Origin of the sequence: Haloprofundus halobius (genome assembly GCF_020097835.1) — an archaeon.
Classification (GTDB): Archaea; Halobacteriota; Halobacteria; order Halobacteriales; family Haloferacaceae; genus Haloprofundus; species Haloprofundus halobius.
In genome coordinates this window covers 2258110-2271822 of sequence record NZ_CP083666.1, presented here as the reverse complement: position 1 = coordinate 2271822, position 13713 = coordinate 2258110, and the positions used below count along the sequence as shown (strand labels likewise).

Below are 13713 nucleotides of genomic sequence, written 5' to 3'. Positions count from 1 at the left end.
ACTTATTTCGACACTCCGCCTCGTCGGACTGTGCAATTCGTTGCGAAGACGCTCGATTTTACCCTCGCCGCCCGCGGCTACGCGGCCATCTCATACGAAGCCCTCCGTCGGAGTTCGTTCGACGACGGCGACGTCGTCCGCCTGTCGACCGCCTCCGGGTCGAAGGCGTACGCGCGGGTCACGCGAAGCACCTACGAGGACGACGACCGACTCCCCGTCGTCGGCATCGACCACTACCTCCGCGACCTGCTGGGCATCGAGTTCGGCGACCGACTCACGGTCGAAGACGTGTCCACCGCCCGTGCCGACAGCGTGACCGTCCGTCTGCCGTCGGTCGTCAATCTCGCCGGCGACCAGGCCGCGGTGGTCAAACCACGTCTCGTCGGCCGGCCGCTCGTCGAAGGAACCCCGGTCGCACTCGCGCTCGCCGTCGACGACGGCGACGCCGAACAGCATCTCCCGATTCGACCGACCGAACTCTACCCCGCCGGCCCGGTCGTCGTCACCGAGGAGACGAATGTGGAGGTGGCACAGGACCTCGAACTGTGGGACGTTCGTCACACCCCCGACGCAGCGTCGAAGACGCTCGACGAGGTGGGGGGACTGGACGCCGAAATCGAACAGGTCCGCGAACTCGTCGGCCTCCCCATCGAACACCGCGACCTGTTCGACCGCCTCGGCGTCGAAGCGCCCTCGGGACTGCTGTTGCACGGCCCGCCGGGTACCGGCAAGACGCTCATGGCGACGGCGCTCGTCACCGAGATGGAGACGACGCTCGTCCACCTCAACGGGTCGGAACTCGCCGGGCCGATGCGTGGTGTCGCCGCCGACGCCCTCCGCGAGGCGTTCGAGGAGGCACGAACCGAGGCCCCGTCGGTCCTCTTCGTCGACGAGATAGACGCTATCGCCCAGGGGCGCGACGACCGGGGGACGACGCCCGCCGACAGTCAGTTGCTCCCGCAACTGCTGACGCATCTCGACGACCTCCGCGGCCGCGACGACGTGGTCGTGCTCGCGGCGACGAACCGCCTCGACGACCTCGATTCGGCGCTCCGGCGCGGCGGGCGCTTCGACCGCGAACTCGAAATCGGCGTCCCCGACCGCTCCGGCCGGCGGGCGATTCTCGACATCCACACCCGCGAGATTCCGTTGGCCGACGACGTGGGCCTCGGCGACTACGCCGCCCGAACCCACGGCTTCGTCGGCGCGGACCTCCGGACGCTCGTCGTCGAAGCGGGGATGCACGCCGCCCAGCGAATCGACCGCCAGTTCGAACTCTCCAGGGAGGCGACGACGGTGGAGACGGTACCGGCGACGGCGGAGCTCGTCGTCTCCGTCGACGACTTCGACCACGCGCTCACACAAGTCGAACCGTCGGCGATGCGTGAGATAGCCGTCGAGGTACCGGCGGTCGGGTGGGACGACGTCGGCGGATTACGGGAGGTGAAACAGCGCCTCCGCGAGTCCATCCAGTGGCCGTTGAACCACGGGTCGACCTACCGGCAGTTGGACATCGAACCCGCCGCCGGCGTGCTCCTGTACGGCCCGCCGGGGACCGGCAAGACGCTGCTTGCGCGCGCCGTCGCCAGCGAAACACACTGTAACTTCATCTCGGTGAAAGGGCCCGAACTGATGAACCGGTGGGTCGGCGAGTCCGAGCGCAACGTCCGCGATCTGTTCGAGAAGGCGCGGACGCACGCTCCTTGTGTCCTTTTCTTCGACGAGATAGACGCCATCGCGGGCCAGCGCGGTGCCTCGGCGGGGAGTTCGGGCGTCACCGACCGCGTCGTCTCGCAGCTACTGACCGAACTCGACGGTATCGACCCGCTCGAACACGTCAGCATCGTCGCGGCGACCAATCGTCGAAACCTCATCGACGAGGCGCTGCTCCGACCGGGTCGTCTCGACTACCAACTCGAAGTCGGCCTCCCCGACGCCGAGGCCCGCCGAAAGATCTTCGAGATACACACCGCCGAGAAACCCCTCGCCGCGGACGTCTCTCTCGAAACGCTCGTGACGAAAACCGACGGTGCCTCGGGTGCCGAAATGGAAGCCGTCTGTCGCGAAGCGGCACTCGAAGCACTCCGCGGCGCGCTCTCGGACGGGTCGTACGCGTTCGACGACGAGACGCCGCCGACGGTCACGGCGCGGCAGTTCGACGCCGCGCTCGGAGAGACGCTCGGCGAGTAGTCGGACGAAGCGACTCAACCAGCCCTCAAGCGGTTCGGGTTCGCCGTCCCCGGACGGCGTAGGCGACGCCGGTCGCCGACGCGACGAGCGTCCCGACGACGACGCCCACGACGAGCAGTTGGGCGAGAACTGGCGTCAGCACCGATTCGACGCCCGCCGCCGAGAGCGCACCGAGCCACATCGCCGCCGCTCCCGCGAGAAATCCGAGTCGATAGTGGCTGTGCGCGTCGTGGGCGGCGTCGAGACAGAGGAGGCCACAGCAGAGAAACAGCGCGAGCGTCCCCGAGTCCGCCATCGGACTACGCGTGTTCCTCGCGGTCGGTGTCGGCGCGGCGATAACGGTCTACGCGGCGGTAGCCCGTCACGGTCCCGCCGTCGTCGAGTTGGATTTCGTACGAACCCAGGATGTCCTGGGTGTCGGGCACCGACGGTCGTTCGATGACCTCGACGACGCCCTCCCAGCCGTCGTCGACTCGGCGGAGTTCGGTGACGCCGTCGAGTTCGTGGCCGATGAGTTCGGTGGCGACGTCGCGTACCGACTCTTTGACGGACATGATGTCGGCGGTTTCGCCCCCGTTCGACGGGCCGTCCTCATCGTCGCTTTCGTCGCTCTCGTTGCTTTCGTCGCTCTCGTTGCCGGAGCCGTCGGTCTCCGGTTGTGGCTCTCCCTCGGCGACTTCGTCCAACCGCCGACGAATCGCTTCTTTGGCGCTCGAGCGGTCGTCTCCGGACTGTTCGGCCTCGTAGGCGTCGCGAAGCACCGCCTGGTCGTCTATCTCCTGCAGTTCGTCCTCGAGTTCGTCGACTGTGTGGTCGGTTGGGTCTAACTCTGGCATCGATGGCTCCGGTCGGATTCCTCATTCGTCGCCGTGGGTCCTGCCCGGACCGCCGGTCGGCGCGAGTGCGCCGACTTACGTCGTTGGCTCGTTCGGATGCGTGGGCGTATCGACTTCGATCTCGTTGATGTCGTAGTCACCCTCCCCGGCCGTCGCTTGTTCTATCTTCGATATCTCGTGCGCGTAGTGCAGGAACGTGTCGACAGACGCGGCGACGATACGAGCCTCGACGGTGAGGATCTCGATACCGACGACCGACACCCGCGCCCAGATGTCGATGACGATTCCCTTGTCGAGAATGCGGTCGAGCACTTCCGCGAGACTCGTGCTGTCTGGAGTATTTTGCATCGTAACCGTATGGTCGGCAACGATCAGGTTAGCCACTTGGCCTGCAAATGCAGGGAGTACATATCCACACGAACGGACCGTCGCTCCGCCGATGTCAGCGCGGCACGAGGGCGTATAAACACCCTGCACACGCTGGCACAAGGGTACACTACGTTGACGACGATATTGACGGCACCGGTAGTCGATTTCCCATGACTGAGTATCTCTACACGTACGGAGTGACGGACGACGGGTCGTTCGAGTTGGACCTGACGGGCGTCGACGGCGCGACGTCGGTGTACACCGTCGACTACCGCCGATATTCGGCCGTCGTCAGCGACATCGACACGATGGAACCCGAGCAGACCGACGAGAACGCCCGCCTCCACGACGACGTCCTCCAGACGCTCATCGAAGACCGAACCATCGTCCCGATGCGGTTCGGGATGACGTTCAAGAACGGCCGCGCGCTGAAAGGCGTGCTCCGCGGCGGCCAACGCGCCTTCCGCCGGGCGCTCATGAACGTCGACGGGAAGGTCGAACTCGGCGTCAAACTCGTCATCGAGGAGGGAGTCGACGTGGACCGGGAGGCGGTGCGCGCCGACGTGACCGAGCGCCTCACCGAGGTGAGCGACGAACGCGCCGAGAACGACCTGTTCAGCGACCGCCTCGTCGTCAACGACTCCTACCTCGTCCCCCACGAGGACCGCGAGGCGTTCGGCGAGGCGGTCGGCGACGTGACGGAGAAATACGACGGGGAACTGAAAGTACAGTACACGGGGCCGTGGGCACCCTACAACTTCGTCGACATCGAGATCGGGGCACAGTAATGTTCATCCTCGACAGACTGCTGATGAAACCGTTTCTGACCATCGCCGACACCCTCCACACGATGGCGGTCAACGAGGTGTACGACGTCGGCGCGATTCAGGACGAACTGAAGGAGACGCGACTGCTGTACGAACTCGGCGAACTGGACAGAGAGACGTACGAAACGCGGAGCGAGAGGCTCCGGGACGAACTCGAACTGGCCGAAGAGATGCAACAGAAACTACTCAGCGGGAACGTGGAGGTGGCACAGCCGTGACCGACGACCGACCGACCGACCGCCGCGACGACGAGCCGGACGACGAACCGGTCGACTGGCCGCCCCGCGGACTCATCGGACGCGTGCAGTCGTTTCTGGAAGCGCTCGCGGAGATGGACGACCGCGGCGAGAACCGGCGCATCGGAACCGACGGCGCGCGGTTCGGTTCGACCGATATCGACTTCGACTTCTCGGTCAGAACGGGCCTATCCGACCGGCCGAACGCGGACTCGGAGCGGACGCATCGCGTGGCGGTAGACGACTCGTTCGACGCCTCGAACGTCCACCTCGACAGTCGCGTCGAGGGCGACTCGTACTACGTTCTCGCCGACGTTCCCGGCATCTCCGAGGAACGCGTCGGGACGGAACTGAGCGCCGACGGCGAGACGCTCGTCGTCAGCGTCGACGACCAGTTGGTCGGACGGGTGACGTTCGACCGACCGATGGCGCTCGTGGAGACGACGTTCCGGAACCACGTCCTCCACGCACGACTCGAACTCGCGGAGACGGAGGAGACCCCATGAGTACCGATTCGGAGACCACAGCCGACCCGATGGACGTACTGGATAGCGTCGACGAACTCTACGACACAGCCGTCGAGATTCTCGGTCGCCTCACCGATGACGGCGACAGCGACGGTGGCGGAGGGACCACGGGCGAGCAGATAGCGACCGACCTCGATCTGCTGGTCGACGTGGCCGTCGAGGCGGCCGAACTCCTCTCGACGGTCGACCTCTCGACGCTGCTCGACAACGTCGACGTGGAGAGCCTTCCGGAGGCGATCTCGTTCGAAGAGCTTCCGGAAGCGCTGGCCGACGGCAACCCGAAAGCGGCGGTGAACGTCGCGAAACTCGTCCAACTGATCAACCTGAGTACGCTTCTGACCGAGACGGACCTCCAGCGCACGCGCGAGGAGTACGCCGAACTGGAGGAGGCCGTCGACGCGTTCACCGACGACGGGATGGTCCAGACCGACGACGAAGGCGACGACAGCGACGGCGGCATCGGTGGTTTCGGGAGCGACGGGGACGACAACGGCTTCGGCGACTCACTTTTCGGCTCCGACGAGGAGACGATGGCGGCCCGGACGGAGGTGTCGCAGGCGGTCATCCAGTCGGAACTGAGAGCGGCCATCGAGGAGTTCCGTCGCGGTATCATCGTCGCCCACCAGGAGCTCGACCGAATGCGCGAGTACAACGAGAAACGGTTCCGACAGCGCGCCAGTTCGACCGAGAACTCGCGCAACCCGACCGCCCGGTCGTTCATCCCGTCTTCACAACCGACCACCGGGGCGACCCGTTTCTCGACGGTTCCGAAGCAGGTTCGACACTCCGGCGTGGAGGGGCTCGAACGAATCTACGGCCCGCGGTTCGAAAAGGAGGTAGAAAAATGAGTAGCGCCGGCCCCACACGAACCAGCGACAGTCTCGCCGACGTCGTCGAGATGCTTCTGGACAAAGGTATCGTCATCAACGCCGACATCGTCGTCTCCGTCGGCCAGACGGAACTGCTCGGCATCGAACTCCGGGCGGCCATCGCGTCGTTCGAGACGGCCGCCGAGTACGGCCTGCAGTTCCCCGAGGGAACCGACATGCGACGCGTCGAAGCGGCGTCCGGGCGCGACAGCCTTCCGGAAGGCGAAGACGGGCCGCTCGCGCCGGTCATCGACGCGTCCAGCAGCGACGCCGAAGACGAGACCGAGGACGCCGACGAGACCGAAGACGCCGACGAAGCCGAGGAACAGGAAACCGAAGCACCCGAAGCGACCGCCGAATCGGGGGACGACGATGCCGACGGTTGACATCGACGGCGAGGACGCCTCCGACGGACTGTTCGCGCTCGTCGTCGCCGTCGTCGAGATACTGATCGACGCGCTCGAACGCGAGGCGATTCGACGGATGGAGTCGGGAGCGCTCACCGACGAGGAGATAGAGCGACTCGGCGCTCACCTCGCGCAACTGGAAGCGGAGATAGAGCGACTGAAGGACGAGGTCGGCGTCGGCGACGACGTGGACCGACTGCGCGGCGATCTCGACGGACTCGTCAACGACGCGCTGGTCGACCTCGGCGACCGCGAACGAGGAGTCGAGTCGCGATGAGCGCACCGACCGCCGACCCGGGGACGACCGTCGACGACGGGCGCTACGTCTACTGCGTCGTCGCCGTCGACGGCCGCGACACCGAGACCGAATGGACCGAATCGGGCGTCGGCGGGGCGGAGGCGTATCTCGTCGCGAGCGACGGCGTCGGCGCGGTCGTCCACCGCTGCGAGGTGACGCCGAACCCCACCGACCTCTCGGCGGTCAAGCGGTCGTTGCTGCGCCACCAGCACGTCGTCGACGCGGCGGGCGAGGCGTTCGGAACGCCGCTGCCGCTTCGGTTCGGTACCGTCGTCGAAGGCGGCGACGCGGCGGTCAGCGACTGGTTGGCTGAAACCGCGGCGACTCAGCGGCGGCACCTCGACGCGTTCGCGGGGAAGTGGGAGTACCGCATCGAAGTCGGTTGGGACGAGGACGCGCTCGCCGAGGCGGTCGAATCGTCCGACGACCGACTGGCCGAACTCGCCGGAACACTGGAGTCCTCCTCGGAGGGGACGTCGTTTCTCGTCCAGAAGCAGTACGACAAGCGCCTCTCGGACCTCGTGTACGCCGAGCGCGAAGAGCGCGTGACGGCGCTCGTGGACCGACTCGACCCGCTGGTCGAGCGGATGGAGGAACTCGGTCGTCCGTCCGTGTCGCTCGACGACGCCGAGCGGTCGACGGACGGCCCCTCGTTTCGGGTGGCCGTTCTCGCGCCCGAGGAGAACGAGATTCCCATCGGCGACGTGCTCGACGAGGTGACGGCGCGCCCGGAGACGTCCGAGGTGCAGTACACCGGCCCGTGGCCGCCGTACACGTTCGCGCCGTCGCCCGGTGAGGGGGAGCCCGACGGCACGGGCGACGCCGACCGGGCGGACGACGAGAAGGAGGGAGACCACGTAGACGCGGAGGAGAGAGGCCACGCGGACGAGGGTGAGAGATGAGACCGACGCGTCGGGACGACGACGCGGTGGTCGACCTCCTCGACGTGTTGCTCACGGAGGGAGTGATGATACAGGCGGACCTCATCGTCACCGTCGCGGACATCCCCCTTCTCGGCGTCCAACTGCGCGCGGCACTCGCCGGGATGGAGACGATGCACGAGTACGGTCTGCTCACCGACTGGGACGAGAAAACGCGTGAGCGAGCACGCCGACGAGAGGAGACGTTGCGGGGTTCGCGAGGGGCGCGACCGAATTCGAGCGCTCGACCGACACCGACGACGCCGAGCGGAGACGACGAAGCAGGATGAGATTACGCACAGACGCGTGACTGTTCCACCGACGAAAGCGCTCAGTAACGCGAACCGTTCCGGGTATCCGCCCCATTACTAATCCCCGTCGGGCACGTTCGATATCGGTATGAGCGTCGTCGCGACCCTCGAACACCCGACCGAGCAGTTTCCACTTCAGAGTACGCTCACCAGCGTACCGGGCCTCGAAATCGAAGCGGAGTCAGTCGCCGCCCACGGAACCGACCGCCTGCTCGCGTTCGTCTGGATGCGCTGCGACGACTGGGGGACGTTGGACCAGGCGCTGGCCACCGACCACACCCTCACCGACGCGGCACTCCTGAAAGAACAGGGCGAGCGACGACTCTACCGCCTCGACTGGGCAGAGGGCTTCGAACCGGTCGCCCGTCTGCTCGACGACGAGGGCGCGACCATCATGAACGCCTCCGCCCGCAACAATGCGTGGACGTTCCGCATCCTGTTCCCACACCGCGACTCGCTCTCGCGGACGCTGCGCGTCACCGAGGAGGAGGCGGCCGGATTCTCCGTCCAGCGCATCCGCGAGTTCGACACGGCCCGGAACGGGTCCGATGTCGACGACACGTTCGGGCTCACCGCCTCCCAGCGCGAGGCGCTCCGGGCGGCGCTCGACGGCGGCTACTACCAGGTGCCGCGCGGGGCCGAACTCTCGGAACTCGCCGACGACCTCGGAATCAGCCACCAGGCGCTCTCGGAGCGTCTCCGACGCGCCCACGGCCACCTCGCCGCCTACGCCGCCGAGCAGTTCGGACCGTAATCGCAGCACCGGTCGGTTGACTCCCCCCTCTCCGCTCACACGTCGTAACCACTTTCTCTCACTCCCGCCTATCGCCGACTATGACCGACGACGCGCCGTCGGCAGACCGCCGGTGGCGACTCGTCCGCGAGGAGTCCCGGGCGGGGCCGATGAACATGGCGCTGGACGAGATCGCCGCCGAGACGGCCGCCGACGGCGGCCCGAGAACCGTTCGCGTCTACCGATGGGAACCGAGCACGCTCTCTCTGGGTTACCGACAGGAGCCCGACACGGTCGACTGGGCGCTCTGTGAGCGCGAGGGAATCGCCGTCACGCGCCGCCAGACCGGCGGCGGCGGTATCTACCACGACAACCTCGGCGACATCTCCTACTCCATCACCGCGCCGGCCGAGGAGCTGCCGAGTCGCCTGCTCGACTGCTACCACCTGCTCTGCACGCCCGTCCTCGACGGGTTCGAGCGGATGGGCGTCGACGCCGACTTCGCCGACGAGGAGTTGCCGGCCATCCACCAACCGGCGTGTTACCTGCGGGAACTGCACCCCGCCCACGACGTGGTGGCGGGCGGTCGCAAGATAAGCGGCAACGCCCAATACCGCCGCCGCGACGCCGTCATCCAGCACGGCTCGCTGACGTACAGCGTCCTCGCCGACCGACACCTCGGCGTCTTCACCGACCCCGGAATCGACGCGGAGACGTTCCGCGAACGGGTCACCGGCATCGACGAACAAGCCGACGTATCCCGCGAGGAGGCCGTGTCGGCGCTCGAAGACGCGCTCGGCCAGTGGGTCGACGCCGAGGAAGGCGAGTGGACTGACGAAGAGCTGGAACGCGCCCGCGTGCGGGCGCGAGAGAAGTACGAATCCGGGGAGTGGGTCCGGCGGCGCGCCGAGTCGCGGTCGGGGTAGTCGGGCGGCGACTCCGAAGTCCCTATGCCCGTTCAATTCTTCCGCGCTGATATGCGAGTCGGAGCACACGTCTCGATTGCGGGCGGCGTCGGCAACGCCGTCGAACGGCAGACGACCGTCGGCGGCAACTGCGGGCAGATATTCACCCACTCCCCGCAGGTGTGGAAGCACGGGGAGATCAGCGACGAGGACGCCGCGGCGTTCCGCGAGGGGACGGCAGCCGAGTTGGACGGCCCGTGGGTCATCCACTCGTCGTACCTGGTCAACCTCTGCACGCCGAAGGACGGCCTCCGCGAGAAGTCCATCGACTCGATGCAGAAGGAAGTCGACGCGGCGGCGCAGCTCGGCGTCGAGTACGTCAACGTCCACCTCGGCGCGCACACCGGCGCGGGCGTCGACCGGGGCCTCGAGAACGCCGCGTCGGCGCTGGACGAACTCGACGTCCCCGACGGCGTGACGGTGCTCGTCGAAAGCGACGCCGGCAGCGGCACGAAACTCGGCGGCGACTTCGAACACCTCGCGACCGTCATCGAGAACGCCGACCTCGACATCGACGTCTGTCTCGACACCGCCCACGCGTTCGCCGCGGGCTACGACCTCTCGACGACCGAGGGCGTCGACGACACCGTCGCCGCCTTCGACGACGTGATCGGTCTCGAACACCTCAAGTGCGTTCACCTGAACGACTCGAAACACGAGTGCGGGACGAACAAGGACGAACACGCCCACATCGGCGAAGGCTACATCGGCGAGGAAGGGATGACAGCGTTCGTCAACCACCCGGACCTCGCCGAGGTGCCGCTGGTGCTGGAGACGCCCAACGAGGCCGAGAAAGGGTTCGAGTGGGACATCACCCGCGTGAAGGAACTGCGCGAAAGCTAACGGCCCTCTCAGTTCTTTCGACCCCGAATCCCCCTCGCTTATCAGCGACCGCCGTGAACGGCGAGTCATGCGCCGGTTCTCCGCCGAGTACCTCGAACGAACCCGCGAGGGGATGTGGGGCGGGTCGCGTGAGGCGCTTTCCGCCCTCGACCTGCCGAACCGGCGTCGGATTCTCGACGTGGGGTGCGGCACCGGCGAACTCGCCCGCGTCCTCGCCGACGAAGCCCGAGAGGCGCAGGTCGTCGGTGTCGACGCCGACCCGACACTCCTCCGCGTCGCTCGCGAGCAGACCGAGATCTCGGTCGTCGCCGGCGACGCGACGCGACTGCCCGTTGTCGACGACGCCGCCGACCTCGTAGTCTGTCAAGCCCTGCTGAGCAACCTCCCCGACCCGAGCGCGGCCGTCACCGAGTTCGCCCGCACCTCCTCGGAGCTCGTCGCGGCCGTCGAACCGGACAACGCCTCGGTCGGTGTCGACTCGACGGTGGACCGCGAGGTGACGCTCGAACGTACCGTCAGAGAGGCGTATATCGACGGCGTCCGGACCGACGTCTCTCTCGGAAGTCGAGTCTTGGAACTGTTCGCCGACGCGGGACTCTCCGAGATCGGGACGCGCCGCCACCACCAGCGGAAAGTCGTCGAACCGCCGTACGCCGAGGGTGATGTTCGGAGCGCCCGGATGAAGGCGACCGGCGAGGGGTTCGAGCGATACGAGACCGAACTCCGGCAGGCGCTCTCCGACGCCGAGTTCGACGCACTCCGCGCCGAGTGGCGCGAGATGGGTCGGTCGGTCGTCGACCAGATGCAAGCCGGGGAGTACCGGCGCGCGGAAGTCGTCCCGTTCGACGTGACGGTCGGACGGATCTGAGGGAGCACCGAAGTCGGTCGGATTACTCGTCGGCGCTCGGCCCGACGACCGAGTCGTCCTCCTCGCCGCCTTCGCCGCCGTTTTCACCATCTTCGCCACCCTCCTCGCCTTCGTCGTCCTCTCCCTCGCCGCCCGGTGTCGAACACCCTGCCACCCCGACTGTGGCTGCGACGCTCGCGGAGCCGGCGATACGGACGAACCGTCGTCTCGACGTGCGGTCTCGACTCATCGGGTGAACGATCATCGTCCACGGAAATAGAACGTCGGACTGTCAGGAACCCCGACCGGTCACGCGCTCAGACGACATCGCCGCGGACCGTCGTCCCCGTCTGTTCGGCGCGATACTCGCGCATCCGCGTCGCGGCGGTCTGCGCCGCTTCGTCGTCCATCCCGAGCATCTCCAGCGCTCCCGAAAGCGTCGGGAAGGGGAGTTCGCCGCCGCGGAGCTTTTCGAGAGCCTCGTCGCCGCGCTGGCCATCCAGCCAGAGACAGACGCCGCGCGGGTCGAGAATCTCCTCGTACGCGTCGCGGGCGACGGCCCCTTTCAGTCGCTGGGTGACGTTGTCGTCGAAACTCGCGTTGCAGACTTCGAGGTGGACGGGTTCACCGTCGTCGAGCAGGTGCGCCGCGAGACACTTCTCGGGGGCGGCGTAGCCGTTGTCGTTGGCGCGGACGTAGTCGGGAAACTGTTCGGCCCAGTCGGCGGAGACGCTCTTGCCGAGACCCTTCACGCCGAATCGGTTCTCCAACTCGACCGCCCGCTCCGCGTCCGCGTCTCCACGCATCATGATATCCTTCGTGAGATAGACGTCGAGACGGTCGATAGGGTCGAGTCCGAGCGCCACGTCGCCGTACACCCATATCTCGCGGACGGGAACCGGCATCGTCTCCGACTCGACCGTGTCGACGAGCGCTTCGACGCGGTCGAGCGCTTCCTGTCGCTCCATCGTCCGAGCACTCGGGTCGCCGCGGGGAAAACGGTTTCCGACTCCGCGAGGTGCTACTCGTCGAGTTCGGTCGCCGAGTTGTCCCGCGGTCGGTAGTCGATTGCGTGTCGCGTCTCGGTGAGAGAGAGGTAGCGGTCGTCGTTCGCCGAGACGCCGTGAGCGGTCATCGCCTCGCCGCCGGTGTCCCCGAGGCCGTCGCCCTCCAGCGACGCCGTCACCGCGTCGCGGAGGACGGCCCGACAGTCGCGCGGACTGAGCCACATCGCGCGGAGGAACTGCGAGTCGACGTCGGGGTCGGCGTCTCTCTCGCGCAGGTCGTCGGGGGTGAGCAGCCAGCCGATGCGGAGGTTGACGACGTCGACGTCGTGGCGTGCGGCGTACAGCTGCCCCAGCGCCTCGCCGGACACTTTCGAGACGCCGTAGAAGGAGTCTGGCAGCGTCGGGTCGTCGGGTCGGACGGTCCGAACCCTGTCGGTCAGCGACTCGGGGTCGTCGGGGTCGCCGACGTTGTACTGGTGGACGGCGTGGTTCGAGGAGGCGAAGACGACCCGGTCGAGGTCGTTGTCGACGGCCGCCTCGTAGGCGTTGCGCGTCCCGTCGATGTTCGTCTCGAAGACGCCCTCCCAGTCGGCCGACGGCGAGGGGTTCGCCGCGAGGTGGACGAGCACGTCCTGTCCCGAGAGCACGTCGACGAACGCGTCGGCGTCGGTCACGTCGAGGACGACGCTGTCGAGGTCGTCGTGTTCGCGGTGGGTGATCGCCGTCACCTCGTGGTCGGTGCCCTCGAACGCGCGCAGCGCCTCTCTGCCGACGTTACCTGCCGCACCGGTGATTGCGACCTTCGACATAGGAGATGTAGGAGAGTCAGGCCGAAATAGCTCGGGGCGTCCTGTTTGGGGTCGTGCAGCGTCGCCGTCGTCCCGCTCGTTTCGGCGGACGCTCACCTGTCGTGTTGGGTGCTCGCCTGTCGTGACGGACGTTCGTCGCATCGGTCGCTTACCCGTCGCGCCCGTTCAGTTTTCGAACGGTGACGATTCAAGGGGCGGCGTCGGGTCGCGGCTGCGCCGTTACCGGCGAAGGCGACCGGAGGTCGGCGAGATTTTTGTCGACGACCTCGGCCGTGTTGAGCAGCGCCGCACCGCTGATGGCAGTATCGTGCTGGTCGTCGTGGAACACGGGGACGTCCATCTGCTCGCAGAGGCGGCGCTCGATCTCGAAGCACTCGGGCGCTCTGATGTCTTCGAGAGTGATGCCACCGAAGGTCGGTTCCATCGCCGCGACTGTCTGCACGAACGCGTCTGGGTCGTCGAGGTCACGTTCGACGTCTCGAACACGTCGATGTCGGCGAAGTGCTTGACCAGGACGTCCTTGCCTTCCATGACGGGGTTCGACGCCTGTGCACCGATATCGCCCAGTCCGAGCACGACCGACCCGTTCGAGACGACACCGACGAGATTGCCCTTCACGATGTAGTCGTAGGCGCTGGCCTCGTCTCCGGTGATGTCCCGACAGGGGGCCGCGACGCCGGGGGAGACGCAAGCGAGAGATCACGCTGCGTACTCGCCGA

The 13713-nt window shown here is 67.0% G+C and carries 19 protein-coding genes and 1 pseudogene; 13 read left to right on the top strand and 7 right to left on the bottom strand.

Going from position 1 to position 13713, the window contains the following annotated elements; all coding sequences use genetic code 11:
• Nucleotides 1–30 precede the first annotated feature (30 nt).
• On the top strand, nt 31–2190 hold the full coding sequence (locus LAQ74_RS11875; RefSeq protein ID WP_224332753.1) for an AAA family ATPase: 2160 nt from the start codon (nt 31–33) through the stop codon (nt 2188–2190).
• A 25-nt stretch (nt 2191–2215) separates the two neighbouring features.
• On the opposite strand, the gene LAQ74_RS11870 is transcribed toward LAQ74_RS11875, so the two are convergent.
• The 3 genes from LAQ74_RS11870 to gvpA all read right to left on the bottom strand — a co-directional run bounded on the left by LAQ74_RS11870 (nt 2216) and on the right by gvpA (nt 3374).
• Nucleotides 2216–2485, bottom strand: coding sequence for a hypothetical protein (locus tag LAQ74_RS11870; protein ID WP_224332752.1), 270 nt, complete (start codon nt 2483–2485; stop codon nt 2216–2218).
• 4 nt (nt 2486–2489) lie between these two features.
• The gene (locus LAQ74_RS11865; RefSeq protein ID WP_224332751.1) at nt 2490–3026 is read right to left on the bottom strand and encodes a gas vesicle protein GvpO; all 537 of its coding nucleotides are present in this window, start codon (nt 3024–3026) and stop codon (nt 2490–2492) included.
• A gap of 75 nt (nt 3027–3101) precedes the next feature.
• Nucleotides 3102–3374 (bottom strand): gas vesicle protein GvpA, encoded by a 273-nt coding sequence (gene gvpA / locus LAQ74_RS11860; protein ID WP_224332750.1) that lies wholly within the window; start codon nt 3372–3374, stop codon nt 3102–3104.
• A 191-nt stretch (nt 3375–3565) separates the two neighbouring features.
• Here gvpA and LAQ74_RS11855 point away from each other — a divergent pair, with 191 nt between their 5' ends.
• The 12 genes from LAQ74_RS11855 to LAQ74_RS11795 all read left to right on the top strand — a co-directional run bounded on the left by LAQ74_RS11855 (nt 3566) and on the right by LAQ74_RS11795 (nt 11199).
• Nucleotides 3566–4183 carry a GvpL/GvpF family gas vesicle protein gene (locus LAQ74_RS11855; protein WP_224332749.1) on the top strand — a complete coding sequence of 206 codons (618 nt, stop codon included), beginning with the start codon at nt 3566–3568 and terminating at the stop codon, nt 4181–4183.
• Nucleotides 4183–4440: a gas vesicle protein GvpG gene (gvpG, locus tag LAQ74_RS11850; protein WP_224332748.1), complete on the top strand. Its 258-nt coding sequence runs from the start codon at nt 4183–4185 to the stop codon at nt 4438–4440. Before LAQ74_RS11855 ends, gvpG begins: the two co-directional genes overlap by 1 nt.
• Entirely contained in the window at nt 4437–4964 is a 528-nt protein-coding gene (gvpH, locus tag LAQ74_RS11845) for a gas vesicle protein GvpH (RefSeq protein ID WP_224332747.1), read from the top strand. The genes gvpG and gvpH overlap by 4 nt, the downstream gene beginning before the upstream one ends.
• Nucleotides 4961–5833, top strand: coding sequence for a hypothetical protein (locus LAQ74_RS11840; RefSeq protein ID WP_224332746.1), 873 nt, complete (start codon nt 4961–4963; stop codon nt 5831–5833). The genes gvpH and LAQ74_RS11840 overlap by 4 nt, the downstream gene beginning before the upstream one ends.
• Nucleotides 5830–6240: a gas vesicle protein GvpJ gene (gvpJ, locus tag LAQ74_RS11835; protein ID WP_224332745.1), complete on the top strand. Its 411-nt coding sequence runs from the start codon at nt 5830–5832 to the stop codon at nt 6238–6240. The genes LAQ74_RS11840 and gvpJ overlap by 4 nt, the downstream gene beginning before the upstream one ends.
• Complete coding sequence (locus LAQ74_RS11830; RefSeq protein ID WP_224332744.1) at nt 6227–6538, top strand: gas vesicle protein K; 312 nt, start codon at nt 6227–6229, stop codon at nt 6536–6538. Before gvpJ ends, LAQ74_RS11830 begins: the two co-directional genes overlap by 14 nt.
• Nucleotides 6535–7461, top strand: a complete 927-nt coding sequence (gvpL, locus tag LAQ74_RS11825) for a gas vesicle protein GvpL (protein WP_224332743.1) — start codon at nt 6535–6537, stop codon at nt 7459–7461. Before LAQ74_RS11830 ends, gvpL begins: the two co-directional genes overlap by 4 nt.
• Nucleotides 7458–7769 carry a gas vesicle protein GvpM gene (gvpM, locus tag LAQ74_RS11820; protein ID WP_224332742.1) on the top strand — a complete coding sequence of 104 codons (312 nt, stop codon included), beginning with the start codon at nt 7458–7460 and terminating at the stop codon, nt 7767–7769. The genes gvpL and gvpM overlap by 4 nt, the downstream gene beginning before the upstream one ends.
• Nucleotides 7770–7878: 109 nt before the next feature.
• Nucleotides 7879–8544, top strand: coding sequence for a helix-turn-helix domain-containing protein (locus tag LAQ74_RS11815; protein WP_255647677.1), 666 nt, complete (start codon nt 7879–7881; stop codon nt 8542–8544).
• A gap of 80 nt (nt 8545–8624) precedes the next feature.
• A complete protein-coding gene (locus LAQ74_RS11805; RefSeq protein ID WP_224332741.1) occupies nt 8625–9449 on the top strand; it encodes a lipoate--protein ligase family protein in 825 nt (274 codons plus the stop codon).
• A 51-nt stretch (nt 9450–9500) separates the two neighbouring features.
• On the top strand, nt 9501–10331 hold the full coding sequence (locus LAQ74_RS11800) for a deoxyribonuclease IV (RefSeq protein ID WP_224332740.1): 831 nt from the start codon (nt 9501–9503) through the stop codon (nt 10329–10331).
• Between the two features lie 67 nt (nt 10332–10398).
• The gene (locus LAQ74_RS11795; protein WP_224332739.1) at nt 10399–11199 is read left to right on the top strand and encodes a class I SAM-dependent methyltransferase; all 801 of its coding nucleotides are present in this window, start codon (nt 10399–10401) and stop codon (nt 11197–11199) included.
• Nucleotides 11200–11221: 22 nt separating this feature from the next.
• Here LAQ74_RS11795 and LAQ74_RS11790 read toward each other — a convergent pair whose 3' ends face one another.
• The 4 genes and pseudogenes from LAQ74_RS11790 to LAQ74_RS11775 form a co-directional block, all read right to left on the bottom strand.
• Nucleotides 11222–11428: a hypothetical protein gene (locus LAQ74_RS11790; RefSeq protein ID WP_224332738.1), complete on the bottom strand. Its 207-nt coding sequence runs from the start codon at nt 11426–11428 to the stop codon at nt 11222–11224.
• Nucleotides 11429–11495: 67 nt separating this feature from the next.
• Entirely contained in the window at nt 11496–12146 is a 651-nt protein-coding gene (locus tag LAQ74_RS11785) for a DUF7095 family protein (RefSeq protein WP_224332737.1), read from the bottom strand.
• Nucleotides 12147–12199: 53 nt separating this feature from the next.
• Complete coding sequence (locus tag LAQ74_RS11780; RefSeq protein ID WP_224332736.1) at nt 12200–12994, bottom strand: NAD-dependent epimerase/dehydratase family protein; 795 nt, start codon at nt 12992–12994, stop codon at nt 12200–12202.
• A gap of 187 nt (nt 12995–13181) precedes the next feature.
• Nucleotides 13182–13648, bottom strand: a pseudogene (locus tag LAQ74_RS11775) (hypothetical protein).
• Between the last annotated feature and the right edge of the window lie 65 nt (nt 13649–13713).